This window comes from Streptomyces sp. NPDC040405, from assembly GCF_055595765.1.
The window spans coordinates 401,311-414,894 of record NZ_JBVIVI010000004.1 but is presented as its reverse complement, the minus strand read 5'-3'; the positions used below and the strand labels follow the sequence as shown (position 1 = coordinate 414,894).

Sequence of the window (13,584 nt, the reverse complement as noted above, 5' to 3'; positions counted from 1 at the left end):
CCCTTCCCCTCCCCCCCCCCCCCCTCCCCCCTCTCCCCCCCCCCCCCCCCCCCCCCCCCCCCCCCCCCCCCCCCCCCCCCCCCCCCCGCGACCGGACGCAGGCTCGCTGCCATGGACAACACACCGAACACCGGAACGCCGGGCCTGCTGGCGGGCAAGGTCGCCTTCATCACCGGTGCCGGGCGCGGCATCGGCGCCGCCGCGGCGCGGCTGTTCGCCCGGGAGGGCGCCCGGGTGCTGCTCGCGGCCCGTACGGAGGACCAGCTGAAGGCGGTGGCCGAGGAGGTACGGGCGGCGGGCGGCACCGCGGACCACGTGGTGTGCGACCTGGCCGACGCGGCCAGCGTGCGCGCCGCCGTGGACCGGGCCGTGGAGCTGTACGGCCGCCTCGACGTGGCCTTCAACAACGGCGCGACGGTCACCCCGCCCGGGCCGATGGACCGGGCGCCGGAGGCCGACTTCGACCGCCTGTACGCCGTGAACCTCAAGGGCCCATGGCTGGCCATGGCCGCCGAGGTCGCCGCCATCCGGGCCACCGCCGGGACGGGGGCGATCGTCAACAACTCCAGCGTCGGCAGCCTGCGGGGCAACCCCGAGCTGCCCGCCTACGGGGCGATGAAGCGGGCGGTCAACAGCCTCACCGAGTCGGCCGCCGTCACCTACGGCCCGGAGGGCATCCGCGTCAACGCCATCGCCCCCGGCGGCACGGTCACCGAGATGATCCGTACGTGGGAAACGCATTCGCCCGGTCTCCTGGAACGGATCACGGAGCACACCCCGCTGGGCCGCATGGCCGACCCCGAGGAGATCGCCGAGGCCGCCGCCTGGCTGCTCAGCGACCGGGCCTCGTATGTGACGGGCGCGGTCCTTCCGGTCGACGGCGGCGCCCGGGCCTGACCACCCGCTGGCAGCGGGGTGTCAGCAGCAGTGACCCTGTCGGCCGAGGGTCTCCACGGGGGCCGCGCCGGGGCGGGTCCACTGCGGCACGGGGCGGCTGGTCGGGCCCCAGGTGGCGGTCCCGTCCGCGTCCGAGCGCCAGGACCAGCACGCGTCCCGTCCCTCGGGCCAGCCCTCGGGGTTGTCCTCCCACGCCTCGCCGCGGCCGTAGGGAGTCATGTCGAGCAGGCCGAGGGACCCGCTGACGCGCTCGTTGCCGCGGCCCGTCGTGGCGTAGGTGAGGAACGCGCGGTCGCCGTCGCGCAGGAAGGAGCGGAGGTACCCCATGTCTCCGCCGACCGGTGCGGGAACGTCGCGCACCGAGTACCAGGGCTGGGTGTAGCCCATGAACGCGACGTAGGGGGCCACCTCGTCCCACCGGCCGGTGGTGAGGATGGCGAACGAGACGCCGCGGGCGTTCGGATAGACCGCGTCCTTCAGATGCCAGGCCGTGGTGGTGCAGCCCTCGCACTGCCCCTGGTGCGGCGCGCCGTCGTGCCACATGTGCTGGTAGACCACCAGTTCGTCGCGGCCCTGGAACAGGTCGAGAAACGGGACCGGGCCGTCGGGCCCGACGACCTCGACCGTCCCGTCGAACTCCACCATCGGCAGCCGGCGGCGGGCCGCGGCCAGGGCGTCGCCCTCACGGGTGTGGGCCTTCTCGCGGACCAGAAGCTCGTCACGGGCGGCCTGCCAGGCGGCCAGGTCGACGATGGGCGGGCGGCCGGGCAGCGCGGTGGGCGGGTCGCTCGGGGTGGTCGTCATGAGTCCTCCGTGGTGTCTCGTGCCGGGCGGCGCCGTAGGAGTCGTACGTATGCGTACGGCGTCGTACGCAGTCATACGGCGTCCTACGGCGCTCACCAGAAGAGACTCCCGCTCCGCCCGGAACTCATCGCGGCGGCGGCACCGTTATGCGTCGTGCTGCAGCTCGGCGTAGCGCGTGGCGAGGCGCTTCGCGCCCTCCTCGGTCAGCGAGCCGTGGAGGCGGAGGCGGGCCACGCCGCCGTCCGGGTAGATGTCGATGCGGACGTGGGTCACCGGCGGGGCCTGGTCGAGGAGGAAGCGGTGGACGGTGTCCGGCTGGAGGGGGGTGCGGGGCAGGAGCTCGGTCCAGCCCGGCGCCGTGTGGTCGGAGGGGTCCACGCCGGAGGTGGCGTCGATGCCGTACAGGGCAGCCCAGCCCGCGGCGTTGCCCTTGTAGCAGCCGGTGTCGATCTCCACGGCGCGGATCAGGGCCTGTTCGGTGAGGCCGTAGCGGACCCAGTCGTGGCCCTGGTCGCGGCGGCGGCGGGTCTCCCAGCCCTCGTCCATCTTCTGGGAGCGGCCCGGCTGGATGGAGTTGGCGGGCGGGGAGAAGAAGCGGTCGGAGGCGTCCTCGGCCGAGCCGCCGTTCTCCAGGGCGGCCACGTCGAAGGTGCCGAGCCGCGTGAGCCAGGCCGGGTCGGGGACGACCTCGCCGTGGACGCGGAGGCGGGCGACGCCGCCGTCGGGGTGCTGCTTGAGGCGCAGGTGGGTGAAGCGGCGGGGTACGGAGACGGGGAACCCGTTGGCGGCGTGGCCGCCGACCGGGGTACGGGGGACCAGGGTGGTCCATTCGACGTCGTCCGCCAGCAGCTGGTCGGGGGACGGGGTGCCCTCGACCGCCGTGGCCTCCACGCTCACCGCCTGCGGGTAGTTGCCGCGGAAGTGGGCGGTGTCGACCACGATGCCGTGGATGACGCCCGGTGCGCCCAGCCGGATCAGGGCCCAGTCGTGGTCCTCGTCCGTGGGGTGCGGCACCTCGGCGGAGGCCCCGCGGCGGCGCCTGGTCTCCCAGCCGTCCATGACCTTGCCCTTGTGGCCGAAGTCCGCGGGGTCGAAGTGCGGCGCCTCGGGCCGCAGCAGGTTCTCGCGCTCGGCGAAGAACTCGTCGTTGGCCGCGGTGACGCTGCCGCCCAGCCGCCGACCGGCGAGGTCGGGGAGGTGGTCGAAGGAGAAGTCGGCGGTGCGGTAGTCGGCGTACGGGTCACCGCCGCCGTAGGGGTTGGCATCGCCGGTGAATCGGGGGGTCGGCGCGGTCATACGCGGTGCTGCCTTTCCAGTAGTCGGCCGGTCAGGGGTCGGCCGGTGGGGCTGGTCGGTTCGCCGTGGTCGGCGATCTTGCGGCCGCGCAGCCAGGTGGACCGTACGACGCCGTGCAGCGTCTTCCCGGCGTACGCGGTGACCTGGTTGCGGTGGTGGAGAGCGGCGGGGTCGACGGTGAAGGTCTCGTCGGGCGCCAGGACCGCGAAGTCGGCGTCCCGGCCCGCCTCGATGGCGCCCTTGCGGTCGAGGCCGACCAGGGCGGCCGGGGCCGTGGACATCCACCGCGCGACGTCGTCGAGGGTGTGTCCGCGGCGGCGGGCCTCGGTCCAGACGGCGGGCAGGCCGAGCTGGAGCGAGGAGATGCCGCCCCAAGCCTGCCCGAAGTCGCCGGTCTTCAGGTCCGCGGTGCAGGGCGAGTGGTCGGAGACGACGCAGTCGAGGGTGCCGTCGGCCAGGCCCTGCCACAGCGCGTCCCGGTTGGCCGCCTCGCGTATCGGCGGGCAGCACTTGAACTCGGTGGCGCCGTCCGGGACTTCCTCGGCGGTGAGGGTGAGGAAGTGCGGGCAGGTCTCGACGGTGATCCGGACGCCCTCGCGGCGCGCGGCGGCGATGCGCGGCAGGGCCTCGGCGGAGGACAGATGCAGGATGTGGACGCGGGCGGCCAGCTCGCGGGCGAGGGCGATGAGGCCCTCGATGGCCCGGTTCTCGGCCGCGCGGGGGCGGGAGGCGAGGAAGCCGGCGTAGCGCGGGCCGCTGGGCGGCGGGGCGCCGCCGATCAGCTCCGGGTCCTCGGCGTGGACGATGAGCAGCCCGCCGAAGCCCGCGATCTCGCCGAGGGCGGCCCTGAGCCCGGCCGCGTCGAGAGGCGGGAACTCGTCCACGCCGGAGTGGAGCAGGAAGCACTTGAAGCCGAGGACCCCGGCGTCGTGCAGCGGCCGCAGGTCGGCCGTGTTGCCGGGGATCGCACCGCCCCAGAAGCCGATGTCGATGTGGGCCGACCGGCGGGCGACGGCCCGCTTGATCTCCAGCGCCTCGACGTCGGTGGTGGGCGGGACGCTGTTGAGGGGCATGTCGACCAGGGTGGTGACGCCCCCGGCCGCGGCGGCGCGGGTGGCGGTGGCGAAGCCCTCCCACTCGGTGCGGCCGGGGTCGTTGACGTGCACATGGGTGTCGACGAGGCCGGGGAGGAGGACGTCGTCCCCGAGGTCTTCGGTCGGCGCCCCCGGGCGCTCGGCCTCGTACGGCAGGACGGCCAGAATGCGGCCCTCGGCGGTGGAGACGGCGACGGACGCGGCGCGCGGGCCGTCGGGGGTGATCACGCGCGTCGAACGCAGTACGAGGTCCGGTTCCGGGTCCAGCTCGGCCACCCACACTCCCCTCGGTAATTCCACAACACGGAATAAGTTTTCCGTTCGGAGTCTTCCCTTCTCGTGCGATCTGGTCAAGACTTCCCGAGCACCCCCGTTCGATTCCGTAGCATGAAAGTGGATTTTCGATACGTAGAACGTTGCGCCGAGACGGACCGGTAGGCTGCCGAAGGCCGGTCGGCCGCGGTATCCGACGCGGGCGCGAGACCGGTGCCGCCCGCTGCGAAAGGAAACGCCGACGTGCCGTCCGCCGAGTCCAAGACCGCCGCCGCCAACGCCGGTGGCGTCCAGTCCCTGGAGCGTGCCTTCGATCTGCTGGAGCGGATGGCCGACGCCGGGGGCGAGGTCGGACTGAGCGAGCTGTCCGGCACCAGCGGCCTCCCGCTGCCCACCATCCACCGGCTGATGCGCACGCTGGTGGCCTGCGGTTACGTACGCCAGCAGCCCAACCGCCGCTATGCCCTCGGCCCCCGGCTGATCCGGCTCGGCGAAAGCTCGGCCCGGCTGCTGGGCACCTGGGCGCGGCCGTATCTGGCCCGCCTGGTCGAGGAGACCGGCGAGACCGCGAACATGGCGCTGCTGGACGGGGACGAGGTGGTGTACGTCGCACAGGTGCCCTCCCGCCACTCCATGCGCATGTTCACCGAGGTCGGGCGGCGGGTCCTGCCGCACAGCACCGGCGTCGGCAAGGCGCTGCTGGCCACTACGCCCCCGGACGAGGTACGCGCCCTCCTGGGCCGGACCGGCATGCCCTCAGCGACGGCGAAGACGATCACCACGCCGGACGCGTTCCTGGACGCCCTGCGGCTGGTGCGCGAGACGGGCTACGCGGTGGACGACAACGAGCAGGAGATGGGCGTGCGCTGCCTGGCGGTGTCCGTGCCGGACTCCCCGACGGCGGCCGCCATCTCGATCTCGGGCCCGGCGGGGCGGGTGACGGACGAGGCCACGAAGGAGATCGTGCCCATCCTGAAGGAGGTCGCCGCCGATCTGTCGGCGGCGCTGGCCAGCACGGACGGAACGTGACGGCGCCCGGCCGACGGCCGCGCTAGCGGGAGACCGTGCCGAAGAGGTCGATGGCCGCGCGGACCGCCCGCAGGGCCGGGTTCAGGGCGCTGACCGAGCCCAGGGCACCGGCCACCAGGAGCAGGGAGCGGCGGAGGCGGTGCAGCTCGGGGGTGCCGGTGCGGGCCATGGCGTCGAGTGCGGCCAGTTCGTCGTCCGCGATCGCCCGGTCCGGTAATTCCGCCGGGTGGGCGGCCAGGTCGCGCCTGAGCCGGGCCACGGCCAGGCGCAGCTCCGCCACCCTCGGGTCTTCCTCGGTGCACGCCACTGCGGCGCCCTCCACGTCGGACAACACTGCCCTTCTCCCCCTCGCGCACGGCTGCACGAGCCCCGCCCCCTCTCCCCTGCCCCCGGGACGCCGAATCGGACACAAGGGGCTGCGGATCAGTTAACGCCACCGTGTGCGCAGTGCGCCATACGGAGAGCGAAAATCAGACCGGCTGGGATGAACCGTCCACGCGGCGCCCCGGTGCGGTAAGCAGGGGCCATGGATCGCACCACTGAGGACAACGCGCAGGTCGCCGGGTTGCTGCTGGCGGCGGGCGGGGGACGGCGGCTGGGCGGGCGGCCGAAGGCGCTGCTGGAGTACCGGGGCAGGCCGCTGGTGGAGCACGCGGCGCGCGCGCTGCGGGAGGGCGGCTGCACCCCGGTGCACATCGTGCTGGGCGCCGCCGCCGGGGCGGTACGGGAGCGGGCCGAGCTGCCGGGGTGCGTCCTGGTCGACAACCCCGACTGGGAGGGCGGCATGGGCACCTCACTGCGGGCCGGACTGGCCTCGCTGAGCGGCACGGGGGCGCGCGCGGTGCTGGTCACGCTGGTGGATCAGCCCGGGATCGGGGCACCGGCGGTGGCGCGCGTACGGGCCGCGAGCGGCTCGGCGCAGGGCCCGGCGGGGTCCCTGGTGACGGCGGAGTACGGGGGCGAGCGGGGGCATCCGGTGCTATTCGGGGCGGACCGGTGGGCGGGCGTCGCGGCGAGTGCGGAGGGCGACCGCGGGGCACGCGCTTATCTGAGGGAACATCAGGCCGAGATCATCCGGGTCGACTGCGCGGACATCGCACGGGTGGACGACATCGACACTCCGGAGGATCTGGCGCGGCTGCGGTGAGCCTCATGCCGCGTCTCACACTCGCGCCCGATTGAACTTCCACGATGAGGAAATTAATATCCAGAATTGCTATCGACTGAGGAGTGAACGCCCATGTCCGCACCAGCGCCATCCCCGCTGGCCATTGTCGACGCCGAGCCGCTGGAGCGTCAGGGAGAGGTGCTGACCGATGCGGCCCTGGCCTTCCTGGCCGAGCTGCATCACCGCTTCACCCCTCGGCGCGACGAGTTGCTCGCGCGCCGCGCCGAGCGACGGGCGGAGATCGCCCGTACGAGCGCACTGGACTTCCTGCCGGAGACCGCGCACATCCGCGAGGACCCGGACTGGCGCGTGGCCGAGGCCCCGCCCGCCCTCCAGGACCGCCGGGTGGAGATCACCGGTCCCACCGACCGCAAGATGACGATCAACGCGCTCAACTCGGGCGCCAAGGTCTGGCTCGCCGACTTCGAGGACGCCTCCGCGCCCACCTGGGCGAATGTGATCGGCGGCCAGCTGAATCTGACCGACGCGTACGAGCGCCGGATCGACTTCACCTCCCCCCAGGGCAAGAGCTACGCGCTGCGCCCCGCCGAGGAGCTGGCCACCGTCGTCGCCCGGCCGCGCGGCTGGCACCTGGACGAGCGCCATCTGCGGGACGCGGAGGGCCGCGCGGTGCCCGGCGGGCTGGTCGACTTCGGCCTGTACTTCTTCCACAACGCGCGCCGCCTGCTCGACCTGGGCAAGGGCCCGTACTTCTACCTGCCGAAGACCGAGTCGCACCTGGAGGCCCGCCTCTGGAACGACGTCTTCGTCTTCGCGCAGGACTACGTGGGCGTTCCGCAAGGGAGCATCCGCGCCACCGTGCTCATCGAGACGATCACGGCCGCGTACGAGATGGACGAGATCCTGTACGAGCTGCGCGACCACGCCTCCGGGCTCAACGCGGGCCGCTGGGACTACCTGTTCTCCATCGTCAAGAACTTCCGCGACGCGGGCCCCGGCTTCGTCCTCCCCGACCGCAACGCGGTGACGATGACGGCGCCGTTCATGCGCGCCTACACCGAACTGCTGGTGCGCACCTGCCACAAGCGGGGTGCGCACGCGATCGGCGGCATGGCGGCCTTCATCCCCTCGCGCCGGGACGCGGAGGTCAACGCGGTCGCGTTCGACAAGGTGCGGGCCGACAAGGACCGCGAGGCGGGCGACGGCTTCGACGGCTCGTGGGTCGCCCACCCCGACCTGGTCCCGGTCGCCCGCGAGTCCTTCGACGCGGTGCTGGGCGACCGTCCGCACCAGAAGGACCGGCTGCGCGAGGACGTCCGGGTCACGGCGGCCGAGCTGATCGACGTCGCCTCGCTGGACGCCAAGCCCACCTTCGACGGCCTGCGCAACGCCGTGCAGGTCGGCACCCGCTACATCGAGGCGTGGCTGCGCGGACTGGGCGCCGTCGGCATCTTCAACCTGATGGAGGACGCCGCCACCGCGGAGATCTCCCGCTCCCAGATCTGGCAGTGGATCAACGCCGGAGTGGTGTTCGAGGACGGCCAGAAGGCCACCGCCGACCTCGTGCGCACGGTCGCCGCCGAGGAGCTGGCCGCGATCCGCGAGGAGGTCGGCGCGGAGGCGTTCGCCGCCGGTAAGTGGCAGCAGGCACACGATCTGCTGCTGCAGGTCGCGCTCGACGAGGACTACGCGGCGTTCCTGACGCTGCCCGCGTACGAGCTGCTGGGCTGAGCGCCGAGAGACCACGAGGGGCCCCGGGACATCCCGGGGCCCCTCGGCTCTTGTCCGGCTCTTATGACGTGTAGAGCTGAGCGCGCGGCACGATCTGCTGCGGCTGGCCGGGGGCGGACCACAGCAGCTTCATATGCGCCTCACCGGTCTGCTCGGTGTATTCGATCTTGATGGCGTGGCGCTTCCCGGCCTTCAGATCGACAGCCGCCTTGTCGACCTGCGCCGTGTGCGGCGTGGCGTTGTCGATGAGGAGCTTGCCGTCGATCCACACCCGGACCGTGTCGTCGGAGACGGTGCTGAGCGTGTACCGCTGGGTGTGGCGGGGCACCAGCGAGCCGGTCCAGCGGATGCTGAAGCGGTCGGCCGGGACCTTCGCGTCCGGTGAACCGGCCTGCCTCCAGGCGTGGTTGACGGTGCGGTCGGTCCGGGTGACGGCCGGGGGCCCGCTGAAGGTGTCGTTCGCGAACACCTCCTGCCGCAGCCCCGTGCCCCGGCCCGGGGGCACGGACTCCCCCGAAGGCCGGACCGTCAGCTCGATCACCGACGCGGTGTCGTTCACCGGCCCGCCGGACGGGGTGAGGTCGAAACCGTCCCCGGCCGCCGTGACCGCGACCCGCTGCCCGCTGCCCAGCACCCGCGCCCCGGTCACCTCGAACGGTGCCCGCGCGGTGAGGTGGAGGGGCTTTCCGGTGGCGGGCCAGGAGCTCACGGACGCGTAGAGCTTGTTCCCGGACCGGCTGACCGCTCCCCACCCGGGCTCGGTCACCAGCCCGGCGTCCCCCGCGCCGTACACGGCCCGGCCCTGACCGGCCGTCCGCAGCCAGGAGCCGATGTCGCGCAGCCGGTCGACGGACGGCTGCGGGATCCGGCCGAGCTTGTCGGGGCCGACGTTGAGCAGATAGTTGCCGCCCCGGCTGGCGATGTCGAGGAGGTTGCGGGTGAGGGTCTGGGGCGACTTCCAGTTCTGGTCGTACTTCGCGAATCCCCAGTGGCCGTTGAGGGTCATGCAGGACTCCCACAGCTGGCCGTCCACGGGCGCGTCCGGGATCTCCTGCTCGGGGGTGCCGTAGTCGCCGTCCACGACGCGGCGCTTGCCGACCCGGTTGTTGATGACCAGGTCCGGGTCCAGACCGCGCAGATACGATTCGAGCTGTTCGCCGTCCTTCGGGGACCAGGGGTTGGTGGGGTTGTCCGCGTCCCATTCGCCGTCGAACCACAGCAGCGCCGGGTCATAGCCGTCGACCAGCTCTTTGAGCTGCGCGTACATCCGCTTCTTGTACTGCGGGAAGGTGGCCGGGCCGGCGAAGTCGGGGTCGTGCCAGTCCCAGATCGAGTAGTAGAAGCCGAGCTTGATCCCGGCCCGGTCGGCGGCGGTCTTCAGCTCGGCGAGGATGTCGCGCCGCTTGTCGAACGAGGAGTGGTCGCGCAGGTTCCAGGTGTTCTGCTTCGTCGGCCACATCGCGTATCCGTCGTGGTGCTTGGAGGTGATGACGATGTAGCGCTGACCGGCGTCCTTGGCCGCCTTGACGACCGCCTCCGCGTCGAAGGACGAGGGGTTGAAGCCCTGCGCCATGTCCTCGTAGTCGCTCAGCGGGATCTGGCAGTTCCGCCGGATCCACTCCGCGTCCCGGCACACGGTGCCGTCCGGCCGGGTGTATTCGCCCTCCAGCTGGGAGTACGCGCCGAAGTGGATGAACATCCCGAACCGGTCCTGCCGCCACCAGGCGGTGCGGTCGGCGGTGAACGGATCGTCGGCCGCGTAGTCGGTGCCGGGACCGGGCTCGGCGGCAGCGGGCCCGTTGGGGGCGGGTGCGGCGGTGGCGGATGCGGCGGTGGCGGATGCGGCGGTGGCGGATGCGGCGGTGGCGGATGGTCCGGTGAGGGTCAGCGCCAGGAACAGGCCGAGCAGCAGGCTCAGACCTCGGGACAGGCCGGACAGGGATAACGCCCGTGGGGACACACGCATGGCGGCTCCTGTGCTCATGGTGCTCATGGGTCGTCGGACAGGAGGGCTGGCCAGCCGCGTACCGGAACCTAGAGCCGCAAAGGTGGGATGTCAACGGGACATAAAGCGCCACGGTCGCCTCAGCAGCGCCCCGCCGCAGCTCCGCACCCCCGATCCATCCGATGTCTCACCCCTCCGCCGCGATGCGGGCCAGCCGCCGCGCCTCGTCGCGCGCGCCGCGGGCGATGTCGTCCTCGTCGGCGGTGAGCAGCCGCCCCGCCTCCACCACCGGCTCGCCGTTCACCAGCGACAGGGTCACCGGCGCCGCCGGGCCCAGCACCAGTGCCGCGACCGGGTCGGCGATCGTCGAGTGGCCGATGCCGTCCAGCTTCCACAGCACCAGGTCGGCGAGCTTGCCCGGCTCCAGCGAGCCGATCTCGTCCTGGCGGCCGAGCACCTGTGCCCCGCCGTGGGTGCCGAGCCGCAGCACCTGGCGGACCGTCAGCGCCTTCTCGCGGTGGGCGCCGAGCCGGTTGATCAGCAGCGCGTTGCGCAGCTCGGTGTGCAGCTCGCCGGACTCGTTCGAGGCGGTGCCGTCCACGCCGAGCCCGACCGGTACGCCCGCGGCGAGCAGATCCGGCACCCGGGCGATCCCGGCAGCGAGCCGGGCGTTGGACGACGGGCAGTGGGCGACGCCGGTTCCGGTGCGGGCGAAGGCGGCGATGTCGGCGTCGTTCATGTGGACGCAGTGCGCCATCCACACGTCCTCGCCGAGCCAGCCGGTCGACGCGAAGTAGTCCGTCGGCCCCATCCCGAACCGCTCGTGGCAGAACCGCTCCTCCTCGGCCGTCTCCGAGCCGTGGGTGTGCAGCCGTACGCCCTTGCGACGGGCCAACTCGGCGCTCTCGCGCAGGAGTTCGGTGGTGACGGAGAAGGGCGAGCAGGGCGCGACCGCGATCCGCACCATCGCGTCGAACGAGCCGTCGTGGTGGGTGTCGATGACCTCCTCGGTGGCGGAGAGGGCGTCCTCGGTGGTCTCGACGGCGAAGTCCGGCGGCAGCCCGCCGTCCGAGCTGCCGAGGTCCATGGAGCCGCGCGCGGCGGTGAACCGCACGCCCAGCTCGCGCGCCGCGCGGATCTCGGCGCCCAGCAGATCGCCGGAGCCGCGCGGGAAGACGTAGTGGTGGTCCATGGCGGTGGTGACGCCGCCGCGCACCATCATCGCGAGCGAGCCGCGGGCGGCGGCGTACACCATCGGCTCGTCGAGCCGGGCCCAGGTGGGGTAGAGCGCGACCAGCCAGTCGAAGAGGTTGTGGTCCTGGGCGAGGCCGCGGGTGAGCCACTGGTAGAAGTGGTGATGGGTGTTGACCAGGCCCGGGGTGACGAGATGGCCGGTGCCGTCGACCCGGCGGACCACCCCGTCCAGCCCCTCCGGCGCGGGGCCCGCGCCCACCGACTCGATGCGGTTGCCCGCGACGACGACATGGCCCGAGGCGTGCTCGGTGCCGCGCGCGTCCACGGTCGCGATGGCGCAGTTCTCGATGACGATGCGGTGCACGGGGTGGAGCCCTTCAGTCGGTGGGAATCCGGGACTCGGCGCCGTCCCGCAGGACGGTGGCCTCGATGAGCCCGTACGGCCGGTCGGCGGCGAAGTAGACCTCGTTGTCGTTGGTGAGGCCGAAGGGCGCCAGGTCGACCAGGAAGTGGTGCTTGTTGGGGAGCGAGAGCCGTATCTCCTCGATCCCGGGACGCCGCTCGACGACGCGCGCGCCCATCGCGTACAGCGTCTGCTGGAGCGAGAGCGAGTACGTCTCGGCGAAGGCGGCCAGCAGATCGGCGCGCGCGCCCTCGTACGCGGCGTCCCAGTCCGGCTCCGGCCGCGCGGCGTCGTTCCAGCCGTGCCGCCAGCGGGCGTGCACCTCGGTGGCGAGGATGCGGTCGCGCGCCTCCGGCAGGGTGGTGTACGGGTCCCTGACGAAGCCGTGGAACTCGGAGTCGGTGGAGTTCATCACCGTGAGGTCCCGCAGGCCGGACAGCACCTCCCAGTCCCGGCCGTCGTAGCGGATCTGCGCGGTACGGGTCTCCCGGCCGCTGCGGACGAAGGAGTGCCGGGCCTCCTCACCGCCGGTCGTCCCGATCCGCTCCCAGGCGTACTCCTCGATCCGGACGCGGGCGGTGCGGATCGCCTCCTGGCTGCCGACGAAGTGGCGGGCCAGCGCTATGCCGAAGTGTTCGGCGGTGGCGATGCCGTGCTCCTTGGCGAAGGCGTAGACCGTGTTCTTCATGGTGTCGGTCGGCAGGACGCCGGTGTTGTCGCCGTGGCGGTGGACGTCCGCCAGCTCGCCGGAGAGCGCGACGGACACGTTCAGGTCCTTGATGTGGTGGACGTCGCCGTCGCGCACCATCCGGACCACGCGGGTCTCCGCCTTGCCGTACTGGTTCTGGCCGAGCATGGGCATCGGGCTTCAGCTCCCTCGGTATACGGAGTAGCCGAACGGGGTGAGCAGTAGCGGCACGTGGTAGTGCTCGCCGGGCTCGACGGCGAAGACGGCCGTCACCTCCGGGAAGAAGGGCCCGCGCGACTCGGTCTCGAAACGCAGCCGTACCTGGGTGGTGCCCTCGGGCAGGGCGGGCAGATCCGTGCAGCGCCCGTCCGCGTCGGTACGGGAGGCGGCATGCGCCACCCAGTCGGCACCGCCCGCGGGGCGCACCGACAGCTCGACGGGGACGCCCGGGGCCGGGCGGCCGAGGCTGGTGTCCAGGATGTGCGTGGACACGGAGGTGGCGGTCGCCATCACCGCTCTCCTTCCGCCGCTTCCGCGGTCATGATTCGGGTCAGCCGGATGCGGTTGATCTTCCCCAGTTCGGCGCGGACGATCTCGCATTCGGTGCCGGTGTCGTTGCCGATCCGCTCGCGCAGGGCGGTGAGCATCTCCTCGCCGGTGCGGCCGGTGGCGCAGATCAGGAACACGTGGCCGTGGCGCTCCTGGTACGCGAGATTCAGCTCCAGCAGCTCCGCGCGCAGCTCGTCGCCCACCCCGCTCTGCTCGCGCGCCGAGGTGGCGTCCCCCGGCTTCGGCCGCCCGATAGGCGGGTGCCCAGCCATGGCCTCGGCGAGATCACCCCTGGTCAGCCCGGCCATCGCCACGTCGGACGCCGCCAGCAGCGCGGCCATGTGACGGTACGGCCGCCCCTCGGCCACCACCGCGCCCCAGGCCCGGCTGGCGCACACCTCGTACAGCAGCGCGGCCACGTCCGTCCGGCCCGCCGCGTTGAACCGGGCCAGGCCCGGTGGAGCGCTGGTAGTCACACCCGAAAGCTAGGAGCTTCCCCCGAATACGTCAACACTTTGTTGAAGAGGGGCCGGAAATGCGGGTTCCGGGTCC

13 protein-coding genes are annotated in these 13,584 nt (G+C 72.6%); 4 read left to right on the top strand and 9 right to left on the bottom strand.

The genetic code is table 11. The features are described from left to right. Positions 1–111 precede the first annotated feature (111 nt). Positions 112–897: an SDR family NAD(P)-dependent oxidoreductase gene (locus tag ACZ59A_RS19545; protein WP_470960260.1), complete on the top strand. Its 786-nt coding sequence runs from the start codon at positions 112–114 to the stop codon at positions 895–897. Positions 898–918: 21 nt separating this feature from the next. On the opposite strand, the gene ACZ59A_RS19540 is transcribed toward ACZ59A_RS19545, so the two are convergent. From ACZ59A_RS19540 to allB, 3 genes are all read right to left on the bottom strand, one after another. Beyond that, the gene (locus ACZ59A_RS19540) at positions 919–1,701 is read right to left on the bottom strand and encodes a DUF899 family protein (RefSeq protein ID WP_470960258.1); all 783 of its coding nucleotides are present in this window, start codon (positions 1,699–1,701) and stop codon (positions 919–921) included. A gap of 144 nt (positions 1,702–1,845) precedes the next feature. Next, on the bottom strand, positions 1,846–2,997 hold the full coding sequence (gene alc / locus ACZ59A_RS19535) for an allantoicase (RefSeq protein ID WP_470960256.1): 1,152 nt from the start codon (positions 2,995–2,997) through the stop codon (positions 1,846–1,848). Continuing rightward, positions 2,994–4,367 carry an allantoinase AllB gene (gene allB / locus ACZ59A_RS19530; protein ID WP_470960254.1) on the bottom strand — a complete coding sequence of 458 codons (1,374 nt, stop codon included), beginning with the start codon at positions 4,365–4,367 and terminating at the stop codon, positions 2,994–2,996. The genes alc and allB overlap by 4 nt, the downstream gene beginning before the upstream one ends. Before the next feature lie 240 nt (positions 4,368–4,607). Between allB and ACZ59A_RS19525 the strand changes: the two genes are divergently transcribed. Next, entirely contained in the window at positions 4,608–5,393 is a 786-nt protein-coding gene (locus ACZ59A_RS19525) for an IclR family transcriptional regulator (protein ID WP_470960252.1), read from the top strand. 22 nt (positions 5,394–5,415) lie between these two features. Here ACZ59A_RS19525 and ACZ59A_RS19520 read toward each other — a convergent pair whose 3' ends face one another. Continuing rightward, positions 5,416–5,724 carry a DUF5955 family protein gene (locus tag ACZ59A_RS19520; protein WP_470960250.1) on the bottom strand — a complete coding sequence of 103 codons (309 nt, stop codon included), beginning with the start codon at positions 5,722–5,724 and terminating at the stop codon, positions 5,416–5,418. A 195-nt stretch (positions 5,725–5,919) separates the two neighbouring features. Between ACZ59A_RS19520 and ACZ59A_RS19515 the strand changes: the two genes are divergently transcribed. Then, positions 5,920–6,540, top strand: coding sequence for a nucleotidyltransferase family protein (locus ACZ59A_RS19515; RefSeq protein ID WP_470960249.1), 621 nt, complete (start codon positions 5,920–5,922; stop codon positions 6,538–6,540). A 93-nt stretch (positions 6,541–6,633) separates the two neighbouring features. Next, positions 6,634–8,253 carry a malate synthase A gene (gene aceB / locus ACZ59A_RS19510; protein ID WP_470960247.1) on the top strand — a complete coding sequence of 540 codons (1,620 nt, stop codon included), beginning with the start codon at positions 6,634–6,636 and terminating at the stop codon, positions 8,251–8,253. Positions 8,254–8,314: 61 nt separating this feature from the next. Here the strand turns inward: aceB and ACZ59A_RS19505 are convergent, their stop codons facing one another. The 5 genes from ACZ59A_RS19505 to uraD all read right to left on the bottom strand — a co-directional run bounded on the left by ACZ59A_RS19505 (position 8,315) and on the right by uraD (position 13,508). Continuing rightward, complete coding sequence (locus ACZ59A_RS19505; RefSeq protein WP_470960246.1) at positions 8,315–10,219, bottom strand: alpha-L-fucosidase; 1,905 nt, start codon at positions 10,217–10,219, stop codon at positions 8,315–8,317. A gap of 166 nt (positions 10,220–10,385) precedes the next feature. Beyond that, on the bottom strand, positions 10,386–11,756 hold the full coding sequence (locus ACZ59A_RS19500) for an 8-oxoguanine deaminase (protein ID WP_470960245.1): 1,371 nt from the start codon (positions 11,754–11,756) through the stop codon (positions 10,386–10,388). A 13-nt stretch (positions 11,757–11,769) separates the two neighbouring features. Beyond that, on the bottom strand, positions 11,770–12,657 hold the full coding sequence (gene pucL / locus ACZ59A_RS19495) for a factor-independent urate hydroxylase (RefSeq protein ID WP_470960243.1): 888 nt from the start codon (positions 12,655–12,657) through the stop codon (positions 11,770–11,772). A 6-nt stretch (positions 12,658–12,663) separates the two neighbouring features. Beyond that, the gene (gene uraH / locus ACZ59A_RS19490; RefSeq protein ID WP_470960241.1) at positions 12,664–12,993 is read right to left on the bottom strand and encodes a hydroxyisourate hydrolase; all 330 of its coding nucleotides are present in this window, start codon (positions 12,991–12,993) and stop codon (positions 12,664–12,666) included. Next, complete coding sequence (gene uraD, locus ACZ59A_RS19485; RefSeq protein ID WP_470960239.1) at positions 12,993–13,508, bottom strand: 2-oxo-4-hydroxy-4-carboxy-5-ureidoimidazoline decarboxylase; 516 nt, start codon at positions 13,506–13,508, stop codon at positions 12,993–12,995. Before uraD ends, uraH begins: the two co-directional genes overlap by 1 nt. Positions 13,509–13,584: the final 76 nt, after the last annotated feature.

Excerpts from the sequence above, each read along its gene's own strand:
- ACZ59A_RS19545 (WP_470960260.1), top strand. The coding sequence starts at position 112 with ATGGACAACACACCGAACACCGGAACGCCGGGCCTGCTGGCGGGCAAG.
- ACZ59A_RS19540 (WP_470960258.1), bottom strand. The coding sequence starts at position 1,701 with ATGACGACCACCCCGAGCGACCCGCCCACCGCGCTGCCCGGCCGCCCG.
- alc (WP_470960256.1), bottom strand. The coding sequence starts at position 2,997 with ATGACCGCGCCGACCCCCCGATTCACCGGCGATGCCAACCCCTACGGC.
- ACZ59A_RS19515 (WP_470960249.1), top strand. The coding sequence starts at position 5,920 with ATGGATCGCACCACTGAGGACAACGCGCAGGTCGCCGGGTTGCTGCTG.
- aceB (WP_470960247.1), top strand. The coding sequence starts at position 6,634 with ATGTCCGCACCAGCGCCATCCCCGCTGGCCATTGTCGACGCCGAGCCG.
- ACZ59A_RS19505 (WP_470960246.1), bottom strand. The coding sequence starts at position 10,219 with ATGCGTGTGTCCCCACGGGCGTTATCCCTGTCCGGCCTGTCCCGAGGT.
- pucL (WP_470960243.1), bottom strand. The coding sequence starts at position 12,657 with ATGCCCATGCTCGGCCAGAACCAGTACGGCAAGGCGGAGACCCGCGTG.
- uraH (WP_470960241.1), bottom strand. The coding sequence starts at position 12,993 with ATGGCGACCGCCACCTCCGTGTCCACGCACATCCTGGACACCAGCCTC.